We start from the raw sequence: 25,388 nt of genomic DNA on the forward strand, positions 1-25,388 counted from the left end.
AACCAGGTCAACCGGGGCGAGGACACCGCGAAGGCGCTGGACGAGCTGCCGGTGGAGGCGATCGCCTACGTCCACGTGGCGGGCGGCGTGCTCAACCCGCTCAGCCGCCCGGGCACTCCGGCAGCCGCGCACAGGCCACGAAGTGGTCCGGCTCCACCTCGCACAGGTCGCCGTCGGCACCCGCGTCGCCGCCGGCGCCCGCGTCGTGGAAGGCGCAGCTCTCCACGGGCTCCGCGTCGACCCAGTCCACGCCCAGGCGCGGCACCGCGGCCAGCAGATGACGGGTGTAGGGGTGCAGCGGGTTGCCGAAGACCTTCTCGGTCGCCCCCCGTTCCTCCACCCGCCCCTGGCGCAGCACCACCGTGCGCTCCGCCAGGTACGTGCCCAGCGACAGGTCGTGCGTGATGTACAGGACGCCCAGGCCCCGCTCCCGCAGGTCGCCCAGCAGGTTGAGCACGTCGATCCGGGTCGAGGCGTCCAGCATGCTGGTGATCTCGTCGGCGACCAGGAACTCCAGGCCGTCCAGGAGCAGCGCGCGGGCGATCAGCAGGCGCTGCAACTGGCCGCCGCTGAGCTGGTGCGGGTACTTGCCGAGCACCTGAGCCGGGTCCAGGCGCACGTCCCGCACCGCCGACTCCACCCGCTCCCGCCAGTCGGCCGCCGGGACCCGCGGATGGTAGGCCTCCTTGACCAGGGCGAAGACGCGGTCGGCCTTGAACACGGGATTGAAGCAGCTGAACGGGTCCTGGAAGATCCCCTGGACCCGGCGGTAGTACTCCTTGCCGGCCCGCACCGGCTCGCCGTTCAGCGTCAGCGATCCCCCGTTCACCGGGGTCAGGCCGAGGATCATGCGCCCCAGCGTGGACTTGCCGCTGCCGCTCTCGCCCAGCAGGGTGACGACCTCACCCCGCCCGACGGTGAAGGAGACCCGGTCCACGGCGGTGAGCGTGCTGCCGGAGAAGGTCCCGGTCCGGAACGTCTTGGTGACGCGGTCGAGTGTCAGCATCAGGCCTTCCAGCACGCTACGTGGTGATCGGGGGCGACCTCGACGACCGGCGGCTGCTCCGCGCACCCGTCGTCGGCCAGCGGACACCGGTCGCGGAACCGGCACCCGGCGGGCGGGGAGAGCAGCGACGGCGGGCTGCCCTCGATGCCGGACAACCGGCCCTGCGAGCGGCGCACGCCCGGCTCGGGCAGCGCGGCGAGCAGCCGGCGGGTGTACGGGTGGCGCGGGGCCGTGGTCAGCACCCCCGACGGAGCCTTCTCGGCGAGCCGGCCCGCGTACATCACCATGATGGTGTCGGCGATGTGCGAGGTCAGCGCCAGGTCGTGGGTGATGAACACCATGCTGGTGACCAGGCCCTGGTCGCGCAGCCCCACCAGGGCGTGGGCGACGGCCTTCTGGTTGGAGACGTCCAGCGCGCTGGTCACCTCGTCCGCCACCAGCAGCGAGGGGTCGAGCAGCGTGGAGATCACCATCACCGTGCGCTGCTTCATGCCGCCCGACAGTTCGATCGGGTAGCGCTCGAGGATCTCCGGCCTCAGCCCGACCAGCGCGAGCCGCCGGTGCAGCTCCGCGGTGTCCACGGCCACCCCGCGGGAGGCGAGCAGTTCGCGGATCATCCGGCCGATGCGCCGCGTCGGGTTGAGCGCGCTCATCGAGTACTGCGGCACCAGGGAGATGCGGTGGAAGCGGAAGGCGTTCATGGCGCGGTCGTCGCCCACCGGCACGTCGTCCCCGTCGAGGGTGACGGTGCCGCCGACGTGGCGCATCCGGCCGTCCATGCGGATGAGCGACTTGCCGAGCGTGGTCTTCCCGCAGCCCGACTCCCCGACCAGGCCCAGGATCTCGCCGTCGTCGACGGAGAAGCTGACGCCGTCCAGGGCGCGGACGTCGCCGCGCAGCGTGCGGTAGTGGACCCTCAGGTCGTCGACGGTCAGGGCCATGTCGTCACGACTCCCTCAGCTTGGGGTTGAACACCTCGTCCAGGCCCACGTTGGCGACGTACAGTGCGCCGACGACGGCGGTGATGCCCACCCCCGGCGGCACGAACCACCACCACAGGCCGAGCTGGAGCGCGCTCCACTGCTGGGCGCTCTGCAGCATCAGCCCCAGCGACACGCCGTCGGTCGGTCCGAGGCCGATGAAGTCGAGGGAGGAGGCGATGAGGATCGAGCCGCCGAAGAGCAGGATGAACGTCATGAAGAGGTAGCTGCTCATGTTCGGCGCGATCTCCCGGAAGATGATCTTCCAGGTGCGGCTGCCGCTGAGCCGGGCCAGGTCGACGAAGTCGCGGGTGCGGAGACTGAACGTCTGCGCGCGGATCGCCCGCGCCGCCCACGGCCACGAGGTCAGCCCGATGAACAGGCCCTGCACCGGCACGCTGCGCACGCCCAGGTAGGCGTTGACGATGAGCAGCACCGCCAGCGAGGGGATGACCAGCACGATGTTGGTGAACATGGTCAGCACCTCGTCCACCCAGCCGCCCCGGTAGCCGGCGAAGAAGCCGACCAGCATGGCGATCATCGCGGCGATGCCGCCGCCGATCACGCCCACCAGGAAGGTGGCGCGCAGGCCGTGCACGAACTGGCCGAAGACGTCCTGCCCGAAGGAGGTCGTGCCGAACCAGTGCTCACCGTCCGGCGGCGCCGCCTGCGGCCCGGAGTAGGCGTTGGGGTCCGCGTCGTCCAGCAGCAGCGGGCCGACGAGCCCGGTCAGCAGGAGCACGGCGACCACCGCCAGCCCGATGAGCAGCTTGGGGTTGCGGACCGCGTAGTGCAGGGTCTCCCTGGTCGGGGTGAGCGGAGGCGACTGCTGCGCCGCCTCGGTGACGGCGGCCGGCTCGGTCGCCGGGTCGCCCGGTGGGGGCATCGCGTTCATGACTGGCCTCCCGCCATGCCGGTGCGCGTCCGGGGGTCGACGACCACGTAGACGAGGTCGATGATGAAGTTGGCGATCAGCACGCCGATCACGATGAACAGGAAGGTGCCCTGGAGCAGGAAGAAGTCGCGGTTCTGGATCGCCGCGAGGATCAGGTTGCCCAGGCCCGGATAGTTGAAGACGATCTCCGTCACCAGCGCGCCGGCCACCAGGACGCCCAACTGCAGCGCCAGACCGGTGATCTGGGGGAGCACCGCGTTGCGGAAGGCGTACCTGCGGATCAGCCGCTGCGGCGCGCCCAGGGCGGACAGGTACGAGGAGTGGTCCGCCTCCAGCTCGTAGATGATCATGTTGCGCATGCCGATGGCCCAGCCGCCCAGCGCCACCAGGAACAGGGACAGGAAGGGCAGCACCCAGTGGTGCAGCGCGTCGGTGAGGAAGGACCAGCTCCAGGTCGGCTGCAGGTGCTCCAGGCTGTACGCGCCCGAGACCGGGAACCAGCCGGCCTTGGCGCCCAGCACCCAGGCCAGCAGGACGGCGATCCACATGTAGGGCATGGCCGTCAGCAGGTACCCGACCGGCAGCACCGTGTTGTCCAGCACCTTGCGGCGGGCGGCCAGGGCGCCGAGCCAGTTGCCGACGAACCAGCTCAGCAGGATGGCCGGGACCATCAGGGCGAGGGTGTAGGGCAGGGCGCCCATGATGATCTCGCCGACCGGCTGGGGGAAGACCCAGATCGACAGGCCGAAGTCGCCCTGCAGCAGCGACGACCAGAAGCTCAGGTACTGCTCCCACACGGGCCGGTCGAAGCCGAAGAGCTCGTTGTAGTAGGTCCTCATGTGCTCCACGGCCTCGGGTTGCGAGACACGGGCGCGGGAGATCATCGAGGAGACGGGGTCGCCCGGCATGAAGCGCGGGATCATCCAGTTCACCGTGACGGCGAAGACGAACGTGAGGACGTAGACGAGGAGCTTGCGGGCGAAGTAGCGGCGCAAGAGGGACTCCAGGATCGCAGGCGGCGGGGGAGGGCGGCGCGCGGGGAGGCCGCCGGAGGCGAGCCCGTCCACCGGGTCCGGTGGCGCACGGGCGCCTGCGGCGGCCTCCCCGGCCGCGCGGGCTTACTTCTTCGCGGGCTTGAGGCCGGTCAACGCCTCGAAGCCGCCCAGTTCCAGCCAGTTGCGCCACAGCGTCGGCGCGTGGTGGTTGTCGCCCTTCTCGGAGGGCCAGTTGGTCCACGCCCCGGTGGTCGACTGCGACCAGAGGCCGTTGTACCAGAGCGGGATGACCGGCATCTCCTCCAGCTGGATCTCCTGGATCTTCGAGATGGCCTCCTTCATGCCCGCCTGGTCGTCGGTCCTGACCCCGCCGAGCTCCTGGACGAGCTTCCAGGCCTCCTCGTTCTCGTAGCGGCCGAAGTTCACGGTGTTCTGCTGGTCCCGGACCGGCAGCTGGAACATGTACTCGTAGTACGTCCACGGGGTGTTGGAGAGCTGCCGCTCGTTGTTGATCAGCAGGTCGAAGTCACCCTTGGCGCGCAGGTCGTTGAGCGCGTTCTGGTCCGGGAACTCGGTCGTCACGTCGATGCCCGCGGCCTTGGCGCCCTCCGCGATGACCTTCGCCGCCTCCATCCAGTCGGTCCAGCCGGACGGCACGATCAGCTTGAGCGCGACCTTGTCGCCGCTCCTGTCCTCCACCATCCCGTCGCCGTCGGTGTCCTGGTAACCGGCGTCCTTCAGCAGGCTCCTGGCCTTGGCGGTGTCGAAGGAGAAACCGTTGCTCGCGGTCAGCGACTTGTCCACGAAGGCGTCCCACTGCGGCAGCAGGCCGGTCGGGTCGGCCGGCCGCACCAGGTCGCCGTACACGCCCTTGACGATCTTGCCGGTGTCGACGGAGAACGCCAGCGCCTTGCGGAAGGCCGCGTCGTCCATCGGCTTGCGGGTCGTGTTGGGCACCAGCCACGCGGTGTTGGCGGACAGCATGTAGGGCGGCTTGTCGTAGTACGAGACGGCCTTGCCGCTCTTGATCAGCGAGGCCGCGCCCGGGAGGAAGTTGTTGCTGAGGTCCAGCTGCCCCTGCCCGATCTGGCCGATGACCACCTCGTTGCTGGGGTTGGAGATGTCGACGATGTACTTCGGCGCGGGCTTCATGTCGAGCGCCTCGACGCCCCACCAGTCGTCGCGCCGCTCCCACACCACCCGGTCCTGGGTGTGGCTCCTGAGGTTGTACGCCCCCGTCACCACCGGCTTGTCGTTGACGCCGTTGAGGACCTCCTCGTCGGACAGGTCGCCCCAGGCGTGCTCCGGGACGATCGGCTGGCCGTAGAGGGTGTAGTCCCACTCCTGGTAGCGGGCTTCCTCGAAGGTGAACCGCACGGTCCGGTCGTCGACGGCCTCCGCCTTGCCCAGCCAGTCCCACAGTGTGTGGAACGAGGCCGCCTCCAGCTTGCCGACCTCGTAGGAGAACACGACGTCCTGGGCCCTCAGCGGCTTGCCGTCCGACCACGTCACGCCGGAACGCAGCGTGACCTCGTAGGTCTTGTCGTCGGTCCACGAGCCGCTCTCGGCCAGCCAGGGGACGAGCTCGCCCTTCTGCGGGTCGAAGTGGAACAGCGTCTCGTAGGCCAGGCCCTTGGTGCCGGTGGCGTGGTCCCAGTTGCGCAGCGGGTTGTAGTTGGCGGGCGGGCCCCACTGGGTGCCGCTGGTGTACAAGGTCTCGTGCCGCGGAAGCCCCTTCTCGCCGACGGGGCCTCCCTTGCCGTCCGGGGTCGTGGAGGACCCCCCGCCCGTGCACGCCGTGACGAGCATGCCGCCGGCGGCCAACAGAGCGATGAACCGCGCCCGGATACGCATCGGTCAACTCCCTCCCCGCCCCTCGTCGGGCGGAGCAACTGAACCGGGTAAGTGGCGGAAGTCTGGGCCCGTCCCGCAGTCGTGTCAAGGGGTCGCGGGAGCGCTCCCGTGGCTTCGTTACAAGGGAGTTGTTATGGCGGGGGCGCTGCTGGGCAGACCTGCGGGTACGGCGGTGCCGCTACGATGACGGCCCACTCATGAAGCGGTTAAGCGAGGTCACATGTCCAGGCGTCGCCCCACCATGGAGGACATCGCGCGCCGCGCGGGCGTCTCCAAGGTCGCGGTCTCGTACGCGCTCAACGACCGCCCCGGTGTGTCGCCGGGGACCCGGGCCGAGATCAAGCGCATCGCCCGGGAGATCGGCTGGCGGCCCAACAGCGCCGCCCGCGCGCTGACCCGCGCCCGGGCCGACGCGGTCGGACTGGTCTCCTCCAGGCCCGCCCAACTCCTCGGCGCGGAACCGTTCTTCATGGGACTGATCAGCGGAATGCAGGACGAACTGGCCGCCCACGGGCGGGCGCTGACCCTGCAGTTCGTCCCCGACGAGGCGCAGGAGATGGAGGTCCACCGCCGCTGGTGGGGCGAGGGCCGGGTGGACGGTGTCCTCCTCACCGACCTGCGCGCCGGTGACCCGCGGATCGAGCTGACGCGCGAACTCGGCCTGCCCGCCGTCGCCGTCGGTCACCCCGACGCGGCGGGCGGGCTGCCGGCGGTCTGGTCCGACGACGCCGTGGCGCTGGGCCATACGCTGCGCTACCTCCACGCGCTCGGCCACCGCTCGGTCGCCCGGGTCGCCGGGCTGCGCGCCCTCGACCACACGGCGCGGCGGGACCGGGCGCACCGGGAGGTCTGCGCGGAGCTGGGGATGGCGCCGCCCGCCATCGTCCACACCGACTACTCGGGCGAGGAGGGCGCGCGGGCCGCCCGGTCGCTGCTGATCGGCCCCGGACGGCCGACGGCCATCGTCTTCGACAACGACATCATGGCGGTCGCCGGGCTCTCGGTCGCCGACGAGCTGGGGCTGCGGGTCCCGGAGGAACTGTCCCTGGTCGCCTGGGACGACTCCCAGCTCACCCGCGTGGTGCGGCCGGCGATCACGGCGCTGAACCGGGACATCCCGGCGTACGGCCGGCACGCGGTCCGCACGCTGCTCGCCCTGGTCGAGGAGGGGTGGGCCGAGGGCCTGGAGGACGAACCGGCCCGCCTCCTTCCCCGCGGCAGCACCGCCCCCGCCCCCCTGCGCCACACCTCCTCCGCCCACCAGGCCTGACCGGGCGGGCGTCTCTCCGGCGGAGCGACCTCACCGAGGCGTACACGCACAGGCCCGCCGCGGCGAGCGGAACGACCGGGGCGAGCAGCACCGTCGCCCGTCGCACCGCGCCGGTGCCGACCACGGTGTGCGTCCCCCACCGGGACCGGGCGACGGGCACGGTCTCCCCGGGCGCGCCGTCGTGGCGGACCGCTCCCCGCCGCCCGAGGCGAGCCGGCCCCCGCACACGACGTGACGCCCGCTCCGGGGAACAGGCGCGGCCCCGTGCCGATGTACGCGCGGAAGGGCCCTGCCGGCGGCGGCAGGGCCCTTCCGTGTGCGGCGGGCGGGAACGGGGCGGCCCGCGGGCGGGGCGCCCGGGGTCACCGGATGCTGATGAGGCGGTGCCGTTCCCGTCCCGGCGGGGAGAGGAAGAGCGCCACCAGGCAGGCGAAGAACGAGATGCAGCCCGCGAGGGTGAACGCGCCGTCCAGGCCCCAGGCGTCGACGACCACGAAGCCCATGCCCGCGCCCAGTCCGGAGACCAGCTTGGAGCTGTAGACCATGCCGTAGTTGGTGGCGTTGTTGTTCTCGCCGAAGTAGTCCGCGGTCATCGCGGCGAACATCGGGAAGATGGCGCCGCCGCCGAAGCCGGAGATGGCCGAGAACGTCAGGAACAGCGGCAGGTTCTTGATGTCCGCGGACCAGATGATGCCGAACTGCGCGAGGCCCAGGATGACACAGACCGCGATCAGGCACTGCTTGCGCCCGTAGCGGTCGGAGAGCCAGCCGATCACACCGCGCCCGGTGCCGTTGACGATCGCCTTCAGGGACATGGCGGTGGCCACGATCCCGGCGGCGAAACCGGCCTCCTGCCCGATGTCGACCTGGAAGGCGATGCCGAAGATGTTCACGCCCGACGTACAGGCGAGGCAGAACCACATCAGCGCCACCCGGCCGGTCCTCCACGCCTCCAGCGGACTGTACTGCTTGACGGCCGGCGGGTTCTTCTCCAGCGAACGGCGGGCCCGCGGGTCCTCGGGCGGGGACAGCGGGTCGACCTCGGCGGGCCACCAGTTCTTCGGCGGGTCCTTGAAGAAGTACCCCGCGACGCCCACGACCGCGGAGAGGAACAGCCCCACCGTGACCAGGACCCACCGGAAGTTCCCGATGTCCATGAAGCCCGTGAAGACGAAGACGAAGGGGACCGAGCCGTAGGCGAAGCCGCCGTTGACGAAGCCGGTCTTGCCGCCCTTGCGCTCCGGATACCACTTGCCCACCATGTTGACGCAGGTGGCGTACACCATGCCCGCGCCCATCCCGCTGAACACGCCGAAGCCGATGAACGCCAGCATCACGTGCGGCGCGTAGGCGAGCGACACGTAGCCCAGCAGCGTGCCGAGCGCGCCGAGCATCATCGCGGAGCGCGCCGGCAGCTTCCCGCTCTCCCGCAGCCGGCCGGCCGGGAAGGCCACCGCGGCCTGGAAGAAGACCCACACGGTCATCATCCAGTAGACGGCCCCGCTGTCCCAGTGGTGCGCCGCGTGGAGGGTGTCCTCCGCGGACGCGAACGCGTACTCCGCCGAGGAGATGCCCATCATGCCCACCCAGGGCAGGACGACCATCCAGATCCGCCTGCGGCCCATGATGTCGATGTCGGACTCGCCCAGCCGGTACACCCGGCCGTTGACGTCCGTGACTTCCCGGTAGGGAAGTGGTGTTGCGAGATCGTCGGTTGCTGTCATGCCGGATAGCACCCCTCGCGTTCGAAAGACCTGGCCAGCGCCCCCTGTCCCGTCTCTTCCGTGTGCGCACGGGTCCCGGTGGCGGCCGACCGCACCGTCGGCCGCCCCGTCGCCTCACGCCCTCATCGACCACCACCCGTTCCGTCGCCTCGTCGTGGATGCCGGACGTCACCCTCGCCGACGGCTCACAGCAGCCGCGCTGCCCGAGCCCACCGGTACTTGGTGCCCAGCACCGCCACCGGCTTCTCCGTGGTGTACGGGTAGGCCACCACCCCGTGCTCGAAGAGGTACTGGCACGCCTCCTCGACCTCCACGTCACCGGCCAGGGAGGCCACCACCGGCTTCTCGATCCCGCGTTCGCGGTACTCGGCCACCACCCGCGCGGTCAGCTCCGCGAAGACCATCGGCGGCGTGACGATGGTGTGCCAGTAGCCGAGGACCAGCGCGTGGATCCGCTCGTCCTCCAGGCCCAGCCGGATCGTCGCCTCGTACGTCGACGGCGGCTCGCCCCCGGTGATGTCCACCGGGTTGCCGGCCGCGCCGAACGGCGGGATGAAGCGGCGGAACGCCTCGTCCAGGTCCGGCGGTATCTCCATCAGCGACAGCCCGTTGTCCGTGACCGCGTCCGACAGCAGCACACCGCTGCCGCCGGCCCCGGTGATGATCACCACGTTGTCGCCCTTGGGCGTCGGCAGCACCGGCAGCGCCCGCGCGTACTCCAGCATGTCGTTGAGCCCCGGAGCCCGGATGACGCCCGCCTGGCGGAGGATGTCGTCGTACACGGCGTCGTCGCCGGCCAGCGCGCCGGTGTGGGAGCCCGCCGCCTTGGCGCCCGCCGCGGTCCGGCCCGCCTTGAGGACCACCACCGGCTTCTTCGGCACGGTCGCCCGGGCGGCCTCGACGAACGCCCGGCCGTCCTTCAGGTCCTCCAGGTGCATGGCGATGCACTCGGTGTGCGGGTCCTCCGCGAACCAGGTCAGCAGGTCGTCCTCGTCGATGTCCGACTTGTTGCCGAGGCCGACGATCGCCGACACCCCGGTCCTGGTGGTGCGCGCGAACCCCAGGATGGCCATGCCGATGCCCCCGGACTGCGAGGTCAGCGCCACGCCGCCCTTGACGTCGTACGGGGTGCAGAAGGTGGCGCACAGGTCCTGCCAGGTGGAGTAGTAGCCGTAGATGTTCGGCCCGAGCAGCCGCACGCCGTACCGCTCGGCGACGGCGACGATCTCCTCCTGGAGCGCGTGCTCACCGGTCTCCGCGAACCCGGACGGGATCAGCACGGCGTTGGGGATCCTCTTCCGGCCCACCTCCTCCAGCGCCGCCGCGACGAACCTCGCCGGGATGGCGAAGACCGCCACGTCCACCTCACCGGGCACGTCCAGCACGCTCCTGTACGCCTTGCGGCCCAGGATGTCGTCGGCCTTGGGGTTCACCGGGTGGATCTCGCCGGGGAAGCCGCCGTCGACCAGGTTGCGCATCACCGAATGGCCGATCTTGCCCTGCTCGTTGGAGGCGCCGACGACCGCCACCGAGGCCGGCTGCATCAGCCGGCGCATCGAGGTGAGGATCTCCTCCCGCCCGTAGGCGCGGCGGGGGCGGGGCGCCGACCCGGCGAGGATGACGCGGATGTCCGCGGCGGTCGCGCCCTCCGGCGTGGCGATCACCGGGTTGAGGTCCACCTCGGCGATCTCCGGGAAGTCCGTGACCAGTTGGGAGACCCGGCGGATCTGCTCCGCGACGGCCCACCGGTCCACCGCGGGCGCCCCGCGCACCCCGCGCAGCACCTCGGCGGCCCGGATGGAGTCCAGCATGCCGAGGGCCTCGTCGGCGTCCACCGGCGCCAGCCGGAAGGTGACGTCCTTCAGGACCTCCACCAGCACGCCGCCCAGCCCGAAGGCCACCACCTTGCCGAAGGTCGGGTCGGTCACCGCCCCGACGATCACCTCCTGGCCGGACGGCACCAGCTCCTGCACCTGCACGCCCTCGATCCGGGCCTCCCGGTCGTAGGCCCTGGCGTTCTCCACGATCCTCAGGAACGCCGCGCGCGCCGCCGCCGCGCCCTCCACGCCCACGATCACCCCGCCGGCGTCGGTCTTGTGGAGGATGTCCGGCGAGACGATCTTCATCACCACGGGCCCGCCGAAGCGCGCGGCCGCGCAGACCGCCTCCTCCACGTCCCGGGCGAGCGCCTCGCGGGGCACCGCGATCCCGTACGCGTCGGCGACCACCTTGCCCTCCGGCGCGGTCAACGCCGTGCGGCCCTCGGCGCGCACCGCTTCCAGCAGTTCGCGCACCCGCCGCTGCCTGTCGTCGGCCATCACGCTCAGATCACTCCGTTCGACTTGAGAAGGCGCAACTCCTCGTCACCGAGCCCGAGTTCGCCGACGTAGACCTCTTCGTTGTGCTCGCCCAGCAGCGGTGAGCTGCGCACCTCGACGGGCGAGTCGGAGAGCTTGATGGGGTTGCCGACGGTGACGAACTCGCCCCGCTCCTTGTGCGGGACGCGCACCACCATCCCGTTGGCCACCAGCGACTCGTCCTCGATGATCTCCCTGGTGGAGAGCACCGGCCCGCAGGGGATGTTGTGGCGGTTCAGCTCCTCCAGCACCTGCCACTTGGGCAGCGAGGAGGACCACTCCTCGATCAGCTGGAACATCTTGCCGATCCTCGGCAGCCGCGCCTCCGGCGTCGCCCAGCCCGGGTCGTCGGCCAGCTCCGGCCGGCCGATCAGCTCGGTGATCGGCCTCCAGCCGACCGGCTGCACGATCACGTAGACGTAGTCGTTCGGGCCGCCGGGCGCGCACCGGACCGCCCACCCCGGCTGCCCGCCGCCCGAGGCGTTCCCGGAGCGCGGCACCTCGTCGCCGAAGTCCTCGTTGGGGTACTCGGCCAGGGGGCCGTGCGCCAGGCGCTGCTGGTCCCGCAGCTTCACCCGGCACAGGTTCAGGACGGCGTGCTGCATGGCCACGTTGACCCGCTGGCCGCGCCCGGTCCGCTCCCGCTGGTACAGCGCGGCGAGGATGCCGGCCACGGTGTGCACCCCGGTGCCCGAGTCGCCGATCTGGGCCCCGGTGGCGGTGGGCGGTCCCTCCTCGAACCCGGTCGTGGACATCGAGCCGCCCATCGCCTGGGCGACCACCTCGTAGGCCTTGAAATCGGTGTACGGGCCGTCGCCGAAGCCCTTGATGGAGGCGTAGACGATCCGCGGGTTGATCTCCTGGATGCGCTCCCAGGTGAACCCCATCCGGTCGACGGCGCCCGGGCCGAAGTTCTCCACCATCACGTCGGACCGGCGGATCAGTTCGGTGAGGAGCTCCTTGCCGCGCTCGGTCTTGGTGTTGAGGGTGATGCTGCGCTTGTTGCAGTTGAGCATCGTGAAGTAGAGGGAGTCGACGTCCGGGAGGTCGCGCAGCTGCTTGCGCGTGATGTCGCCTGACGGCGCCTCCAGCTTCACGACGTCCGCGCCCAACCAGGCGAGCAACTGGGTGGCGGACGGGCCGGACTGGACATGCGTCATGTCCAGCACCCGGATGCCGTCGAGGGCCTTGTCTGTCGCAACGGTGGTCACCGTCGGGTCACCTCACTTGTCCATCGGCCTTGTCCACCGGCCGGTTCGGAGTGCCGCTGTGCGCTCTACCGTCGTACATTGCATACAGTCGACGAATACTGTATGAAACTTGTTATCCCGCATCCGGTCGGTGGTGTCCAGGGGGCGTGCGGCACTTTCCATCAGGAGCCGGAATAGACCTTTTCGAGTACCAGGCAAGGGAACTCCTCGACGAGTACGGCGTGTCGACGCCACGGGCGGAGGTGACGGACCAGGCCGGTCGAGCACGCGAGATCGCCCGCCGCCTCGGCGGCCGGGCGGTGGTCAAGGCGCAGGTGAGGACCGACGGACGCGGCAGGGCGGGCGGGGTCGGGCTCGCCGCCGACCCCGCCGAGGCGGAACTCGTCGCCCGCCGCATCCTCGGCACGGACATCAAGGGCCACACCGTCCGCAGCGTGATGCTGGCCGAACCCGTGGACATCGCCCGCGAGTTCTACGTCTCCTACGTCCTCGACCGGACGTCCGGGCGGTTCCTCGCCATCGCCTCCGCAAAGGGCGGCATGGACATCGAGGAGGTCGCCGCCACCCGTCCGGAGGCCGTCGTCCGGATGCCCGTCGACCCGGCCGAGGGCGTCACCGGCGCGGTGGCCGGGCGGGTCGCCGAGGCGGCCGGGCTGCCCCCGCGGTCCGTGGACGTCCTGGTGCGGCTCTGGCGCGTCCTCACCGCCGAGGACGCCCTCCTCGTCGAGGTCGACCCGCTGGTCGAGACCGCCCAGGGGCAGGTCGTGGCCCTCGACGGGAAGGTGACCCTCGACGACAACGCCCGCTTCCGCCACCCCCTCAGGGGCCACCACGGCGACGGGGCGGAGCACCAGGACCGCCTGGAGGCCGCGGCGGCCGAACGCGGCCTCCACTACGTCAAGCTGGACGGCGAGGTCGGCGTCATCGGCAACGGGGCCGGCCTGGTGATGTCCACCCTCGACGTGGTGGCCGGCTGCGGCGCCCGCCCGGCCGACTTCCTCGACATCGGCGGCGGCGCCTCCGCCCCCGTCATGGCCGACGGCCTCTCCGTGATCCTCTCCGACCCCGGCGTCAGGTCCGTCCTCGTCAACGTCTTCGGCGGCATCACCGCCTGCGACGCCGTCGCCGACGGCATCGTCCGCGCCCTGGAGAGCGTCGAGCTCACCCGGCCGCTGGTGGTGCGCCTCGACGGCAACAACGCCGCCCGCGGCCGGGCGATCCTGGCCGAGCGCGGCCACCCCCTCGTCGAGCAGGCCACCACCATGGACGGCGCCGCCCGGCGCGCCGCCGACCTCGCCCGCGCGGCCCGTGTCATCCAGGCCGCTCCTGTCACCCACGCCGCCCGCGCCGCCCACGGCCCCCGGACCTGAGGAGCACCGACATGGCCGTCTTCCTCACCCAGGAGAGCAGGATCTCGTCCAGGGGATGACCGGCGGTGAAGGCACGAGGCACACCCGCCGCATGCTGGCCGCCGGCACCCGCGTCGTCGGCGGCGTCAACCCGCGCAAGGCGGGCCGCACCGTCGGCTTCGACGACCGGAAGGTCCCGGTCTTCGGCAGCGTCGCCGAGGGCATCGAGGCCACCGGCGCCGACGTCAGCGTGGTCTTCGTCCCGCCCGCCCACGTCCGCGCGGCCGTCACCGAGGCCGCCGACGCCGGGATCGGCCTCGCCGTCGTCATCACCGAGGGCGTCCCCGTCCACGACACGGTGGCCTTCACCGACCACGCCCGCCGCAACGGCACCCGGGTCGTCGGCCCCAACTGCCCCGGCCTGATCAGCCCGGGCCGGTCCAACGCGGGCATCATCCCCGCCGACATCACCAAGCCCGGCCCGGTCGGACTGGTCTCCAAGTCCGGCACCCTCACCTATCAACTGATGTACGAGCTGCGGGACTTCGGTTTCTCCACCTGCGTCGGCATCGGCGGCGACCCGGTCGTCGGAACCACCCACATCGACTGCCTGCGGGCCTTCGAGGACGACCCGGACACCCGGCTGATCGTCCTCATCGGCGAGATCGGCGGCGACGCCGAGGAACGCGCCGCCGCCCACGTCCGCGACCACGTCACCAAACCGGTCGTCGGCTACGTCGCCGGGTTCACCGCCCCGGAGGGCAGGACCATGGGCCACGCCGGCGCCATCGTCTCCGGGTCCTCGGGCACCGCCGCCGCCAAGAAGGCCGCGCTCGAGGCCGCCGGTGTCCGGGTGGGCTCCACCCCCACCGAGACCGCCCGCCTCGCCGCCGCACTCCTCCGCGCCTGACCGCCCCGCCCCTTCTTGCCCCGGACCCGCGCGGCCGTCGGTCTCGTCCTCACCCCCCCCCGCACCGTCCCCCGCGTGGCCGCCGGTCCCGCCCCTCTCGGCACCGGCCCCGCGCGGCCGACGGTTCCGGCCACCGCCCCGTCCCGGCCGCCCGGACCCCACCGAGAGCGGAGACACACGCCTCCCCTGGTACCGACATCCGGCACCTCGTGGGCCGACGCCTGGCAGCGCGCGCTCGCCGCCGTCGCTCCCGAGGCGTTCCGGGACGGCCGCGTCCTCGACCTCCGGAACGGCGCCCGGCGCCCCGACGGCCACCCCCTGCCCGCCACCAGCCCCGTCGACGGCCCCCCGTCCCCGCTCACGAGGGGACAGGGACCAACTCTTCGGCGGCTTCGGTCACTCCTGGCGCGGCGCCTTCGTCGGCGGCCTCCTGGTCCGTGGCGTCACCCGCGGTCCGCCGGGGGAGCGGCCGCCGGGGCAACGTCCCCGACCACCACCTGATGCCGTAGCCGGCCCCGCCCGGGCCCTCGACCAGGCCACCTGCGAGAGCAGCACCTCACCCACCCGGCCGCGATCACGCTCCGTGCACCCCCCGATGCGGGCCGCCCACCAGCGAATACGCAGGTGAAACCCACCCCGGACTCTTGGTATGGTTATCCACGTCGCCGCGGGGATCGCCCCGGAGCGGCAACACCTGGTCCGGGTGGCGGAATGGCAGACGCGCTAGCTTGAGGTGCTAGTGCCCTTTATCGGGCGTGGGGGTTCAAGTCCCCCCTCGGACACTCACTCCAACGATACGCATGCGAGGGCCTCGACCTGACGGTCGCGGTCCTCGTCGCGTTTTCGTAGCTGACAGTGATCCCCAGGGCTTCGTAGAGCGCCGCTTTGGCCGTGGGTTCAGCGCTCTGTAGCCGTTGCGCGACGTCTCCGAGGTTCTTGGCGATCTCGATGATCTCTTTCTCCGAGAGCGGCTTCTCGAGGGCCCGTACGGAGTGCACGGTCCGCGGGCGGCCCGGGCGCCCGGGCCGGGACCTTACCGCGTGCTGCCGGGCGACCAGGTCACGATGCCAGCGCATGACCGTCTCGGGGCGAACCAGGAGCCGTAGTCGGCGCAGCCTCTCCATCGGAAACCGGTGTAGCAACGCTGCCAGGAACGCCCGGTCGGCCGCCTCAAACAGTGGTCGACTGGTGCCCAGTTGTCGCTCAAGCACGGTGATCCGATGCTGTAGGGCCAAGATCTCGATGTCCTTCGCCCGCTCGCTCATAGGGAGAAGGCGTGGCAGCGCCAGCGCATTGCTCATGCCGACGCAGGCCAGTCGCAGCAGCACTAGGGGTACGTTGCCGTCCTGCTCAGCGTCAGCGCAAGGCCATGCCGTCAGCGCGATCGTGGAGCTCCATGGAGGCGATCCATCCCTCCCACCTGGGCGGGACGAGGTATTCGGCAAGGGCAGGGTCGGCGTGGACGGTGTGGTCCGGGCCGTGACGGACCGTCACCTGTACCTTCATCTGCTCCGTCGGCTCGTCGAGCTGCGCGGGCAACCCGACGTGCGCTCGGTGAGCATTACCGACGACGAGATCCTGGTCTCCCTGCGCGGCGCGGTCGTGTCTCTCGCGCTCGACGGATCGACGGGCGAGCTGGTGTACCGCTGGCCCGAGGACATTCGAGACCTCCGGCTTGTCGAGCAGCAGCCGCACTGACGGGAGCCGGGGACAACGAGGGCGGCAAGCGACGTCCTGCGCGACCGTCGCCGTCGCCGTCGCCGTCGCCGTCGCAGGAGCGTGGCGCCCTATCCGTGCCGCTTCGTGGGGTGCCGCACGACCGGGGCCGGTTGCGGGCCAAAGGCAACGGCTACGCTGCGGATCAGAACGTGAGCTAGTGACAGCGAGGGCATCAATGCTGGTCGAGGTGGGATACGCGCAGGCGTGGGACCTGGCGGCACACGCGCCCTGGCGGCCGATATCACCGGAGGAGGCTCGTGAGCGGGATGCCGCGGGGCTTCAGTACGTCGTGGTGTACCGGGCGGAGGGCCGGAAGGCTCCACTGGAAGTACGCCTCGTTTCCTGGCGGGATCACTATGTCGGGGTTTGGGTGTACGACGTTCAGGGACGCCGTACCCACGACTTGGACATGCGGTTGCTCGACGACCCGGCGAAGCTGCTGCTCAGGTGCACCGTCGGCTGGAACTACACCGGACCGGAGATGGCGGAATTCGACGAGGCGTGTCCGCGCATCACCGTCGAGCTGTTCCCGGACGGGAAGGGCCGGCGGACGGAGGAGCCCCGAGGCAGGTACGGAGGCGCGCACGTCACTGTGCCCAAGGTCGGAGACGACGGACGCTGGCTGGACAAACCCGCGTTCGGGGAGTGGCCACTGATTTCGGCTCAGGTGCACGGTCTCACGGAACCGTTCCTCGTCGAGATCACCGAGGCGGTCGACGACAGCAGTAGAGGGCCCGCCCCGGCCACCTGTTGGCGTCCGCCCAGCCCCGCCCGGCCCGGGCCGATCTCCGAGCTGTTCCGGCCCGGGGTGCGTGTGACCGACGGCTATCACCCCGAGATGACGGTCGTGGAACCACACCGGACCGGAACCTTGCGCGTGCCCAGCGGGCTCCTGGCCGTCTCCGGCCCGGACATCAACCGCGGCAACGGGCCACACCTCACCATCCCCGTGACACCTGGGGAATACATGCTTGACGAAGCCCAGGCCCGTCACACCTACCACTGCGAGTGGGAGGGAGGCCCGGTCACGCGCACCGACACCCTGGCCGTTCGCGTGCTTCTCAGCGACACTCCCGCCGCAACTTGGCAGATGGCCCTCCGGCCCGATGACGACCCCCGCCTGTTCCAGGAAGGTGAGATCTCCGGCTTCATCACGGACGGTGCCACGGGCTGCTTCGCCGATGCCGAGGCGTGGGAGCCGCTCCTCGCCCTCTTCGAGAAAGGGCTGATCCATGGAGACCCTGACCTGGCCCCGGACGTTCACCAGGACAACGACTCCATGTTCCTTCTTCGGACCCGGGACCAGGCCTCCGGCGGCGAACTGGCTGCCTTCGCCACGACCGGGGACGGCACCTATCCCGTATGGGTCGGCCGTTGCGAGGCCGGCGAGGTGGTCGCGGTCGTGGTGCTGGTCGAGGGAACGCCCGAGCTGCTGCCGGGTGGTGGAGCCACCACTGATACCTGACGCGAGCCAAGCGGGTTCCGTGGGACCTGGTGTCCTCCACCACTTGGACGGAAGCGTGCCGAGGCTTTCCAGCACCGACGAGATCCGGCACCCAGCCCTGACCGGCGCGCCCTGGCCGCAGATCGCCGCACGGGTACGCCGCGAGGACCACAGTCCGCAGGCCGCGTCCCGGCGGCCGGCCCTGCAGTCCGTGCGTGAGGACGTCCTGCTGCCCTGCACCTGGCCCGAGCTGGGGCGCCTCGCCGATATCGTCACCGCGCTGCAGGCGGTCGCGAGCCGGCAGGTCGGCAACGACGACGAACGGCGGATCAGCGCGCCGGATCAGACGTGCCTCGCGCCCGGTCGCGGCCGGCGACCACCAGGTATCCGTCGCTCTCGGCGTCGAAGGTGGTGGACTGCACCGTGAGCCCGACGCTGCGCAACTGCGCCACGAGGTCCTCGTACCGGTAGGGCCAGATGGACAACCGCTCCGAGCAGGCTCGCACTGCCCCGTCCGGCTCGATCCGGGCGACCACGATCTCGAGGAAGTGTTCCTGCTCCCACTCCTGCTCGATCTGCCAGTAGTAGCTGACGACCGCGTCGCGGTCGTTGCGGCGGACGAGCCGATCGCGGACGTCTACCCGTGAGCCGGCGGAGCGTACGAGCTCCCAGTTGCGTGAGTGGAGCACAAGGCGTCCGCCAGGGTTCAGCAGCCGCGACATCGCTTCCAGGGCGGTCAGGCGCCCGGCTGCGCCCTCGGCGTGCCCGAGCGAATTGCCGACACAGAACACCAAATCGAACCTGGAGTCCTCCAGGTGGTCGGGCAGCTCGTCCCAACTCGCGCGGAGGGCTCGAAGCGAGACACCCTGCTCGTCGGCGGCCGTCTCGGTCCGTCGCACCATCCCACTGCTGGCGTCTGTGGCGACCACGTCAAGGCCAAGACTCGCGAGACCGATGGCGAGCTGGCCGGTTCCGCACGCGCAGTCGAGGACGCGCGCGTTGGGCGGCAGGGAGCCCACGACATCGCTGTAGTAAACCGCGGCGGCCTTGGCGGGGGTCAACCTGTCGTCCCCGATCAGCCACTCGTACACGTCGGAAAGCGCCCCGTAACCAGCCACCGCGCAACCTCCATCACTCGACGACACACGACTGGACAGCGCCCGCGATTCGGACCTTGCGCCTCGCACTGTGCCGGGCCGTGTCAGCGAAACATCGAGCAGGACCCAACCACCTCCGGCCGCTGAGACTCCACCGGATTTCGTGGGAAGCCGCGGCACGCCGCACCGACGCAGGCCCCACTCCACCGGCGCCCCGTCAGCCGCGACGGTGAGCACGGTCGGCAAGCGCGCGTTCACTGCGGAGCGCTTTTGCCTTGCGACCCCGCGCAGCTGTTCGCGGTGGGTGTGACCGACAACGGTGGGTATTTGCTCTGGCTCACGGAGCCGGCCGAGCCGGCCGAGTCCCGACGCTTGGCACGTGGGCGTCACGAACCGTGACATCTCGGACCGGTACGTGCACGAGGGCACACTGACCGAGTTCCTGGTCGCCCTGTTCAGTGGCGCGATCACCGTCCCCAGCTTCCCAGTGGACTTCCTGGAGTCGGACACCGGCTTCACCCCTTACGATCCGGGGCCGCCCCGTACGGGTCTGCAGCCCGCCGTGTCGAGTCTTTCCGGAGGGTGGAGCGGCCAGGAGAGGGCTGGCGGCGCCGGTCGCGACGAACGGCGACGCGGGATGCGCCGGGATCCACGAAGTCCTGCCACAACTGCCCGAGCACCTCTGCGCGTCGCTTCCGCGCCTCGACCGCGGCGGATCCTTCACATGGTCCTCACCGGCGACGAGTTCTTCGGCGTGGACGGGCACCGAGGGGCGTCAGAACACCGAGCGCCCGTCGGTGTGCCTGAGCCGCGACTTGCCCCTGACCCCAGGGTCAGGGCTTAGCGTCCGGTCATGTATGCGACTCATCGCCTCGTGCGTCTGGTGCGCCGCCCCGCCGGACTGCCCACCCCGGACGACTTCGCCCTGGAACGAGTGCCCGTCTCCCGCCCCGAGGCCGGCCAAGTGCTCGTCCGCAACACCCATTTCCTGGTCTTCCCAGGCCTGCGCACCCTCATCGGAGGCGAGACGCGCGACATACCGCTGCCGCCGCTGAACCCCGGTGACACCTTGTTCGGCCCGGCGATCGGTGAGGTGGTCGACGGGCCCCTGGAGAAGGGACGACTGGTTCTGCACCTTCAGGGTTGGCGAGAGTACGCGACTCTCGCCTCCGCCGATTGCCGGCTGCTGGGGGGCACACTGCCCGACCCCGTGGCCCACCTCGCCCAGGGCTCCGCGCCCTACGGCGCGCTGACCCGGTTGGCCGAAGTGCGTGCGGGTGACACCGTGTTCGTGACCGGAGCCGCCGGCGCCGTGGGCACCCTGGCGGGCCAGATCGCCCGGCTGCTGGGCGCCGCCCGGGTGATCGGCAGCACCGGCTCACCTGACAAGGCCCGAAGGCTGAAGGCGGAACTCGGCTACGACGCCGCCGTGTTGCGCGGAGCGGCGCCCATCGGCGGGCAGCTCGCCGTGGCAGCGCCGGACGGCATCGATGTCGTCCTGGACACCGTGGGCGGCGAACAGCTGACGGCCGCCGTCCACGCGGCGAACCGCAGGGCCCGGTTCGCCCTGGTGGGCGCCCTGGGCGGTCAGATGTCCCCGGACCGGGCCGGCGGGAGCGCGCCGGCCGTACTCGACACCTTCCGGCTGCTGACCGGGGGCATCACGATCGCCGGCTACAGCGGCATGGATCACCCGGATGTCGAGGCGGAGTGGGAGGCCCGCTTCGGGGACTGGTTGCGGAGGGGCGACATCCGGTTCCCCTACACCCCGTTCCGCGGAATCGAGAGCGCCCCGGAGGCGTTGCCCCAACTGATTGCGGGACGCTCCTTCGGAGCGGCGATCGTAGAGCTGTAGCGGCGGTCGTCAGCCGCAGGGGCGTTGGTGGAGCTCTAGGACGGGAGAACACATGCGGATCGGCGAGGCAGCGGCGGCGGCCGGCGCCACACCGCGCGCTCTGCGGCTGTACGAGGCTCATGGCCTGCTGCGGCCCCCGCCCCGTACTCCGTCCGGCCAACGTGAGTACGGTCCCGCCGAGGTGGCCCGGGTGCGCGTGATCCGCGACCTGCTGGCTCTGGGCCTCACCCTGAAGGACCTGCGTCGCCGGGCCCATCGCCTGGATCTCCTCGTCCAGAACCCGACCGCACCGTGTGGCAGCCGGCCGGGCGAGTTCGGCGAGGTCGTAGCCGATCGCCTGGCGGCCATGGACGCGGAGATCGCACGACTCACGCATCTGCGGCAGGAACTCGCGGCAGCCGCCGGTGGGCCGTCGGGTGTCCCGGCATCGACGGCCCCTCCCGGCGGCGGTGTTCCCGCGCCCGAAGCGGCCCGGCGCGTTACGCGCCGTGCCTCGTCGGCAGGTGGGCGAGACCCAGGCCTTGTTTGATCCGTCAGCGCCTGAGACTGAGACACCCTTGTGCGACCACGAGCGTATCGTTGGCAGGTGACTCCGACTCGGACACACAAGTGCCCGCGAGGCCCGGTTCCCGGGCAGGGGCGATCGACGTCCGCGTCGGCTCCCGGCCGGGGCGGGTGTTCTGAGTGCCGGTCTCTTCTCCTTGGCGTCTGCCTCCTTCCTCCGGTGTCTGCCGGCCTCGCGTTCGCCTCGCGTTGTGTCAGCCGATGGTGATCCTTCTTGCTCGGGGTGTGTCGGCGGTCAGCGTCCTGGCCACGGGGGCGTGGACGAGGGCGATCTCCTGGCCGCGTAGATGGGCGACGGCCTGCTCGACCGTGGGCGGCGACACCGGGTCCGGGTGCGCGGACTCATGCCTGGCCGTTCCGATGCGGCCGGTGAGGCGCAGGTGCAGGGCGGGCAGGTGCGGGAGGACCTGGTCAGCCCGGTTCGGATGCGGGCCGGCGTCCACCAGCCGGTAATCCAGGGCGGCCGTCGAGGTATAGGCCCTGGTCCCGGGCCTGAACCGTCATCGCCACCAACAACGCTGCGGCCTCGGGGCGACGCGCCCAGGGAACGGTGCGGCTGCGTCCAGCGTCTGACCCGACACGATTGCCTGCGCGCCCTTCCACTCACCCCCGGAGCCGTTAAGGTCACTCACCGTAACGAAGCGCTACCAGTTGCTTGCCACCCCGCATCCTCGCGCGGCCGGCCCTGGTGTCCCGATCCTCGGCCGCGAAGAACGCGGAGATTCCTCTCGACGGGTGTCTAAATCGGACAAAAATGCATAATTGGGACATGGAGTGGTTGTCGCACCACTGCCATGGGACGGAGCCACCACCATGCGTGCAGCAGACGAAGCAGCAGATGTCGCCGCGGTCTACCGTGACCTGCATGCGCATCCGGAACTCGCCTTCCAGGAGGAGCGCACCGCGGCGATCGTGGCCGAGCGGCTCCGCATCCTGGGCTACGCGACCACCGAGGGGGTCGGCCGGACCGGCGTGGTCGGTGTTCTGCGGAACGGTGAAGGCCCCACCGCCCTGCTGCGCGCCGACATGGACGCGCTGCCCGTACAGGAACAGACCGGGTTGGCGTACGCGAGCACACGCACCGGCACGGACAGCGACGGCGCGACCGTCCCGGTGATGCACGCGTGCGGCCACGACATGCACGTCGCCTGCCTCCTGGGCGCGGCCGCCGAACTGGCGGCCGACCGGTCCTCCTCCTGGCAGGGCACCCTGATGCTGGTCTTCCAGCCGGCCGAGGAGACCGCCGCCGGCGCCCGGGCCATGGTCGACGACGGCCTCTACGACCGCTTCGGCCGGCCCGACGTCGTCCTGGGCCAGCATGTCGCCCCGCTACCGGCGGGACTCCTCGGGCTGCGCCCCGGCCCGGCCTTCGCCGCCTCGGACTCCCTGGACGTCGTGCTGCACGGACGAGGGGGCCACGGCTCGCGCCCCGAGGCCACCGTCGATCCGGTCCTCATGGCCGCGGCGACGGTGATGCGTCTCCAGGGCATCGTCTCCCGCGAGGTCGCTGCCCCCGCCACCGCTGTCGTCACCGTTGGAGCCCTGCACGCAGGCACCCGCGGCAACATCATCGCCGACCGCGCCGAACTCCAGATCAACGTCCGCACCTTCGACCCGCAGGTACGCACAGAGGTCCTGTCCGCGCTCGAACGCATCGTGCGAGCCGAAGCCGGGGCATCCGGAGCGCCGCGAGAGCCGAGCATCACGTCCACCGAGTCCTTTCCCGCCGTGATCAACGATCCGCAGGCATGTGCCCGCACCCGGGAAGCCTTCGCCGCGGGCCTCGGCCCGGGGCGGGTGATCGATCCCGGACCGGGCGCCGGCAGCGAGGACGTCGGCATCCTCGCCACCGCCGCGGACGCGCCGTGCGTGTACTGGCTGTTGGGCGGGGCGGACCCCCAGTTGTTCACCACCGCCCAGAGTCTCGAGGACGTCATGCGGGTCGTCCCCGGTCTGCCCTCCAACCACTCCCCGCACTACGCTCCCGTGGTCGAGCCGACCTTGTCCACCGGCATCGCCGCCCTCGTCCGCGCCGCGCGTGCCTGGCTCCCGGTACGACCCTGACCGTTGTCCAGGTCCCAGGGATCGCCCCATCCCCACAGGCCGGGCGCGCCCCCGTCGTCGAGGACGTCCTGTCGCTCCGGCATGTCGAACCGTCCGCGGAAGAACAGCAGCGGCCGGTGCCCGGGACCCGAATCCAGCCCCAGGACGCGGCCGACGACGATGTCGTGGTCGCCGGCCGTGTGCACCGCGTGCACCTGCGCGTGAACCTTCATCAGCACTCCGCGCAGGGACGGTGTCCCCCAGCGGGTGAGATCCCAGTCCAGCCCGTCGAACTTCAGGCCCCGGCTGGAGCCGAAGCGGGCGCAGAGGTCGGTCTGGTCCTCCGCGAGAACGTTCACGCAGAACTGTCCCGCCCTGCGGATCCTCGGCCAGGTGCGCCCCCTGTGGTCCGCGCAGAAGAGGACGAGCGGCGGTTCGAGCGAGACCGACGCGAAGGACTGGCAGGCGAAGCCCACGGGCTCGTCGCCGTCCATCGCGGTGACCACCGTGACGCCCGTCGCGAACGCGCCCATGGCCCGTCGCATCGCCGCGGGAGTCGGGGACGTCGCGTCCTGGGCCGCGGCTCCGGTCAGATGTTCTGTCGTCATCGGCATTCCTGGGAAGGGAAGGGCACGCTCGTGTGCTCCTGAGTACGCATGTCGGGACGGTACGACCAGCGGGGAGGCCGCGGAGACCGTGCTCCCGATGAGCGGAACCGCGGGCGTCGGCCCGCGGGGCTTCACGCCTCGGGGCCGCGCCGGTCCGCCACACCGGGCGGAAACGTGCCCCGGCCGGTGTCGTGCTCGGGCCAGTCGGCGGGCGGGAGTTCGTTCGGGGCTGTGGCGGGGGGCGCGCCGTAGAAGAGCTGGTGGTCGCGCTGCCTCTCGAAGCGCCAGGCTCCGTCCTGGTGGCAGTAGTGGTCGCCGTAATGGATGGCCTGGTGGAAGAAGGTCCTCTCGCCGCGCTGCACATCGGCACGGCAGTAGACGCTTCCCACCGCACGGCCGTCCTCGGTGAGACGGACGATGTGGGTACCGGTGAGCAGGACCGCCATCCGCACGCCGTCGGGCGGGGCACCGGAGGACTCGAAGGAGGCGCGCAGGGCTTCCCGGTCGCTCAGCTCGCCGGTACGGAGCGTCAGGGGATCGGCGTAGAGGTCGGCCAGCGCGTCCATGTCGAGGCGGGCGAAGTGGTGCGCGTACCTGGCCGGCAGTGTCCGGATCTCCGCGAGGGCCTCCAGACGCGCGAGGCGGTCCTCCATGGCGTCGCCGCTCATGTGGCAGCCTTGCCGGAGCCGGGGGTCCTGTCCCAGAAGCGCTGCCAGGTCTTCCAGCGCTCGGGCAGATCCGCCCGGTGGATGAAGGGGTTCCCCGGGAAGTGGAACCGTCCGGGGACGTCCAGCGGATTCTCCCGGACGTCCGCCGCGTAGAACACGTGGGTGCTGCGCGAGGTGAAGTACCAGCGGCCGTCCCTGCGTTCGTAGCGGTCCCAGTACTGCATCGGCATCACGACCCACAGGTCGTCCACCTCGTGCTCCGGCCGGCAGTAGACGACGCCGGTGGCGTGGTCCTCGTCGGTGAAGTCGATGATGTGGTTGCCGACGAGGTGGAAGGTCGTCCCGAAGGGCCGCAGCACCGGGTCGAACCACTCGGCCAGGGCTTCGCGGCCGACCCTCCCGTCATGGGTCCTGACATCCTCGACGAAGAGCGACGCCAGGGTGGAGACGTCCCGGCTGTCCAGGGCGAGGGCGTAGCGGCAGACCAACTGCCTGATCTCCTCGATCGACTCCAGCCGCCCGACCCGCTTCTCGAGATCATTCATGGGTCCGTCCTTCACCGCACGGGGTCTTCACGACGAGGGCAGGGGTGCCGGCTCACTGAACCGGGATTCGGGGATCAGCCCCTCACGCACGGCCTCGCCGATGCTCTCCCGCAGCCGGGCACACGACGGCACGAGAGCCCCGGGCCTGCCCTCTCCGGCGGCGGAGGCGAAGGCCGGGCAGCTCTCCTCGGCCGCCGAGAGCCACTGGACGCTGGTGTGGATGTCGCTGTACTTCGCCACGAGCACGCGGGTGTCGCACGCGTTGCACTTGACCGGTTGCATGGAAACGCTCGC

The 25,388-nt window shown here is 71.0% G+C and carries 22 protein-coding genes, 1 tRNA gene and 2 pseudogenes; 10 read left to right on the top strand and 15 right to left on the bottom strand.

Annotation, left to right across the window (positions count from 1 at the left end; translation table 11 throughout):
• Positions 1 to 90: pseudogene (locus ABZ836_RS29165) on the top strand (DUF692 domain-containing protein); the annotation flags it as partial.
• A 10-nt stretch (positions 91 to 100) separates the two neighbouring features.
• On the opposite strand, the gene ABZ836_RS29170 reads toward ABZ836_RS29165, so the two are convergent.
• From ABZ836_RS29170 to ABZ836_RS29190, 5 genes are all read right to left on the bottom strand, one after another.
• Positions 101 to 1,006: an ATP-binding cassette domain-containing protein gene (locus tag ABZ836_RS29170; protein ID WP_356138236.1), complete on the bottom strand. Its 906-nt coding sequence runs from the start codon at positions 1,004 to 1,006 to the stop codon at positions 101 to 103.
• Positions 1,006 to 1,947: an ABC transporter ATP-binding protein gene (locus ABZ836_RS29175; protein WP_356138238.1), complete on the bottom strand. Its 942-nt coding sequence runs from the start codon at positions 1,945 to 1,947 to the stop codon at positions 1,006 to 1,008. Before ABZ836_RS29175 ends, ABZ836_RS29170 begins: the two co-directional genes overlap by 1 nt.
• Positions 1,948 to 1,951: 4 nt before the next feature.
• Positions 1,952 to 2,881 (bottom strand): ABC transporter permease, encoded by a 930-nt coding sequence (locus ABZ836_RS29180; protein WP_361147166.1) that lies wholly within the window; start codon positions 2,879 to 2,881, stop codon positions 1,952 to 1,954.
• Complete coding sequence (locus ABZ836_RS29185; protein WP_361147169.1) at positions 2,878 to 3,876, bottom strand: ABC transporter permease; 999 nt, start codon at positions 3,874 to 3,876, stop codon at positions 2,878 to 2,880. Before ABZ836_RS29185 ends, ABZ836_RS29180 begins: the two co-directional genes overlap by 4 nt.
• A 123-nt stretch (positions 3,877 to 3,999) precedes the next feature.
• Positions 4,000 to 5,730 (bottom strand): ABC transporter substrate-binding protein, encoded by a 1,731-nt coding sequence (locus ABZ836_RS29190; protein ID WP_361147171.1) that lies wholly within the window; start codon positions 5,728 to 5,730, stop codon positions 4,000 to 4,002.
• A 220-nt stretch (positions 5,731 to 5,950) separates the two neighbouring features.
• On the opposite strand from ABZ836_RS29190, the gene ABZ836_RS29195 reads away from it, so the two are divergent.
• Positions 5,951 to 7,000 carry a LacI family DNA-binding transcriptional regulator gene (locus ABZ836_RS29195; RefSeq protein ID WP_361147174.1) on the top strand — a complete coding sequence of 350 codons (1,050 nt, stop codon included), beginning with the start codon at positions 5,951 to 5,953 and terminating at the stop codon, positions 6,998 to 7,000.
• Positions 7,001 to 7,362: 362 nt separating this feature from the next.
• On the opposite strand, the gene ABZ836_RS29200 is transcribed toward ABZ836_RS29195, so the two are convergent.
• The 3 genes from ABZ836_RS29200 to frc form a co-directional block, all read right to left on the bottom strand.
• Positions 7,363 to 8,724, bottom strand: a complete 1,362-nt coding sequence (locus ABZ836_RS29200; RefSeq protein ID WP_356138247.1) for an OFA family MFS transporter — start codon at positions 8,722 to 8,724, stop codon at positions 7,363 to 7,365.
• A 185-nt stretch (positions 8,725 to 8,909) separates the two neighbouring features.
• Positions 8,910 to 11,042, bottom strand: a complete 2,133-nt coding sequence (locus ABZ836_RS29205; protein WP_361147177.1) for an acetate--CoA ligase family protein — start codon at positions 11,040 to 11,042, stop codon at positions 8,910 to 8,912.
• Between the two features lie 5 nt (positions 11,043 to 11,047).
• On the bottom strand, positions 11,048 to 12,292 hold the full coding sequence (frc, locus tag ABZ836_RS29210; protein ID WP_361147180.1) for a formyl-CoA transferase: 1,245 nt from the start codon (positions 12,290 to 12,292) through the stop codon (positions 11,048 to 11,050).
• A 173-nt stretch (positions 12,293 to 12,465) separates the two neighbouring features.
• Between frc and sucC the strand changes: the two genes are divergently transcribed.
• The 3 genes and pseudogenes from sucC to ABZ836_RS29225 all read left to right on the top strand — a co-directional run bounded on the left by sucC (position 12,466) and on the right by ABZ836_RS29225 (position 15,333).
• On the top strand, positions 12,466 to 13,662 hold the full coding sequence (gene sucC / locus ABZ836_RS29215; protein WP_361147210.1) for an ADP-forming succinate--CoA ligase subunit beta: 1,197 nt from the start codon (positions 12,466 to 12,468) through the stop codon (positions 13,660 to 13,662).
• Positions 13,663 to 13,673: 11 nt separating this feature from the next.
• Positions 13,674 to 14,551 (top strand): annotated as a pseudogene (gene sucD / locus ABZ836_RS29220) (succinate--CoA ligase subunit alpha).
• A gap of 697 nt (positions 14,552 to 15,248) precedes the next feature.
• Positions 15,249 to 15,333: transfer RNA gene (locus tag ABZ836_RS29225), tRNA-Leu, on the top strand.
• Here the strand turns inward: ABZ836_RS29225 and ABZ836_RS29230 are convergent.
• Entirely contained in the window at positions 15,298 to 15,879 is a 582-nt protein-coding gene (locus ABZ836_RS29230; RefSeq protein WP_361147183.1) for a hypothetical protein, read from the bottom strand. The genes ABZ836_RS29225 and ABZ836_RS29230 overlap by 36 nt on opposite strands.
• 130 nt (positions 15,880 to 16,009) lie before the next feature.
• Between ABZ836_RS29230 and ABZ836_RS29235 the strand changes: the two genes are divergently transcribed.
• Complete coding sequence (locus tag ABZ836_RS29235; RefSeq protein WP_356138258.1) at positions 16,010 to 16,249, top strand: hypothetical protein; 240 nt, start codon at positions 16,010 to 16,012, stop codon at positions 16,247 to 16,249.
• Between the two features lie 196 nt (positions 16,250 to 16,445).
• A complete protein-coding gene (locus ABZ836_RS29240) occupies positions 16,446 to 17,735 on the top strand; it encodes a DUF4241 domain-containing protein (RefSeq protein WP_361147186.1) in 1,290 nt (429 codons plus the stop codon).
• Between the two features lie 308 nt (positions 17,736 to 18,043).
• Here the strand turns inward: ABZ836_RS29240 and ABZ836_RS29245 are convergent, their stop codons facing one another.
• Positions 18,044 to 18,832: a class I SAM-dependent methyltransferase gene (locus tag ABZ836_RS29245; RefSeq protein ID WP_361147189.1), complete on the bottom strand. Its 789-nt coding sequence runs from the start codon at positions 18,830 to 18,832 to the stop codon at positions 18,044 to 18,046.
• 832 nt (positions 18,833 to 19,664) lie between these two features.
• Between ABZ836_RS29245 and ABZ836_RS29250 the strand changes: the two genes are divergently transcribed.
• Both ABZ836_RS29250 and ABZ836_RS29255 read left to right on the top strand, forming a co-directional pair.
• Complete coding sequence (locus ABZ836_RS29250; protein WP_361147192.1) at positions 19,665 to 20,666, top strand: NADP-dependent oxidoreductase; 1,002 nt, start codon at positions 19,665 to 19,667, stop codon at positions 20,664 to 20,666.
• Between the two features lie 52 nt (positions 20,667 to 20,718).
• The gene (locus ABZ836_RS29255) at positions 20,719 to 21,195 is read left to right on the top strand and encodes a MerR family transcriptional regulator (RefSeq protein WP_361147195.1); all 477 of its coding nucleotides are present in this window, start codon (positions 20,719 to 20,721) and stop codon (positions 21,193 to 21,195) included.
• Positions 21,196 to 21,424: 229 nt separating this feature from the next.
• Here ABZ836_RS29255 and ABZ836_RS29260 read toward each other — a convergent pair whose 3' ends face one another.
• Positions 21,425 to 21,673, bottom strand: coding sequence for a hypothetical protein (locus tag ABZ836_RS29260; RefSeq protein ID WP_361147198.1), 249 nt, complete (start codon positions 21,671 to 21,673; stop codon positions 21,425 to 21,427).
• Between the two features lie 370 nt (positions 21,674 to 22,043).
• On the opposite strand from ABZ836_RS29260, the gene ABZ836_RS29265 reads away from it, so the two are divergent.
• On the top strand, positions 22,044 to 23,294 hold the full coding sequence (locus tag ABZ836_RS29265; RefSeq protein WP_361147200.1) for an amidohydrolase: 1,251 nt from the start codon (positions 22,044 to 22,046) through the stop codon (positions 23,292 to 23,294).
• Here the strand turns inward: ABZ836_RS29265 and ABZ836_RS29270 are convergent.
• The 4 genes from ABZ836_RS29270 to ABZ836_RS29285 all read right to left on the bottom strand — a co-directional run bounded on the left by ABZ836_RS29270 (position 23,207) and on the right by ABZ836_RS29285 (position 25,376).
• Positions 23,207 to 23,881, bottom strand: a complete 675-nt coding sequence (locus tag ABZ836_RS29270) for a flavin reductase family protein (protein WP_361147202.1) — start codon at positions 23,879 to 23,881, stop codon at positions 23,207 to 23,209. The genes ABZ836_RS29265 and ABZ836_RS29270 overlap by 88 nt on opposite strands.
• 131 nt (positions 23,882 to 24,012) lie before the next feature.
• Positions 24,013 to 24,549 (bottom strand): nuclear transport factor 2 family protein, encoded by a 537-nt coding sequence (locus ABZ836_RS29275; RefSeq protein WP_356138273.1) that lies wholly within the window; start codon positions 24,547 to 24,549, stop codon positions 24,013 to 24,015.
• A complete protein-coding gene (locus ABZ836_RS29280; protein WP_356138275.1) occupies positions 24,546 to 25,094 on the bottom strand; it encodes a nuclear transport factor 2 family protein in 549 nt (182 codons plus the stop codon). The genes ABZ836_RS29275 and ABZ836_RS29280 overlap by 4 nt, the downstream gene beginning before the upstream one ends.
• 27 nt (positions 25,095 to 25,121) lie before the next feature.
• Positions 25,122 to 25,376 (bottom strand): hypothetical protein, encoded by a 255-nt coding sequence (locus ABZ836_RS29285; protein ID WP_356138277.1) that lies wholly within the window; start codon positions 25,374 to 25,376, stop codon positions 25,122 to 25,124.
• Between the last annotated feature and the right edge of the window lie 12 nt (positions 25,377 to 25,388).

It is taken from the genome of Streptomyces sp. NPDC047130, from assembly GCF_040643475.1.
Lineage (GTDB): Bacteria > Actinomycetota > Actinomycetes > Streptomycetales > Streptomycetaceae > Streptomyces.